Here is a 989-nt window from a genome sequence, read left to right as displayed (position 1 = left end):
GACGGTCGCCGACATCTACGGCGACACACGGGCTCCCGAGTGGACCGCCCTCGTCTACGCGCTCGCGGTCACCGCGCCCCTCGGGTGGCGACGTCGCCGGCCGGCAGCCGTGGCGATTGCAGTGTGCGTCGCCTACTTCCTCGCCATCACCTTCCAGGTGCCCGAGATCTACGTGGGCAACATCGCGATGTTCGTGTCGCTGTACACGGTCGGCGCCTGGATGAACAACCGCCGCGCGGCCATGATCGTGCGCGTCGCGATCATCGTCGGCATGTTCATCTGGCTGCTCATCACGATGTATCACACGGCCATCGAGGAGGCCGAGAAGGCCGAGGTCGCCGCGGGACTGCTCTCGCCATACCTGGCGTTCATGCTGATCCAGCTCTTGCTGAACGTGCTCTACTTCGCCGGGGCCTATTACTTCGGCGAGCGCTCGTGGAACGCCGCTCAGGAGCGCGCGGTGCTCGAGCAGCGCACCGCCGAACTCGAGCAGCAGCGCGAGGTCACGGCCGCCCAGGCCGTCGCCCTCGACCGCGTGCGCATCGCCCGCGAGCTGCACGACGTGGTCGCGCATCATGTGTCGGTCATGGGGGTGCAGGCGGGCGCCGCACGGCTCGTGATCGATCAGGACCCCGAGAAGACGAAGAGCATCCTGACCGGCATCGAGGGCTCGGCCCGCGACGCGATCCACGAGCTGCGACAGCTGCTCGAGACGCTGCGGACCCCCGGCGGCGAGACGACGGATGCCTCGTCGACCGTCGCGCTCGACGACATCGCCGAGCTCGCGGCGGCGTCGACCGAGGCGGGGCTGCCCACCGACTACGCCGTGATCGGCGACCCCCTGCCAGTGCCGTCGGTCGTCGCGGTCAACCTCTACCGCATCGCCCAGGAGTCGCTCACGAACGCGCGCCGTCACGCCGGCACCGGAGCGACGGCCGATGTGCGGGTGCGCTACGACCAGCACGGTGTGGAGGTCGAGATCGTGAACA

Annotated in this window: 1 protein-coding gene; it reads left to right on the top strand. The window is 69.1% G+C overall.

What is annotated here, in order from left to right:
- Positions 1-989, top strand: a 989-nt coding sequence (locus tag RTM68_RS14355) for a histidine kinase (RefSeq protein ID WP_312172115.1), incomplete at both ends; no start/stop codon positions are given.

The organism is Microbacterium sp., assembly GCF_031988965.1.
GTDB lineage: Bacteria > Actinomycetota > Actinomycetes > Actinomycetales > Microbacteriaceae > Microbacterium.
The sequence above is the reverse complement of the archived record's forward strand: the minus strand, read 5'-3'. Positions and strand labels throughout refer to the sequence as shown.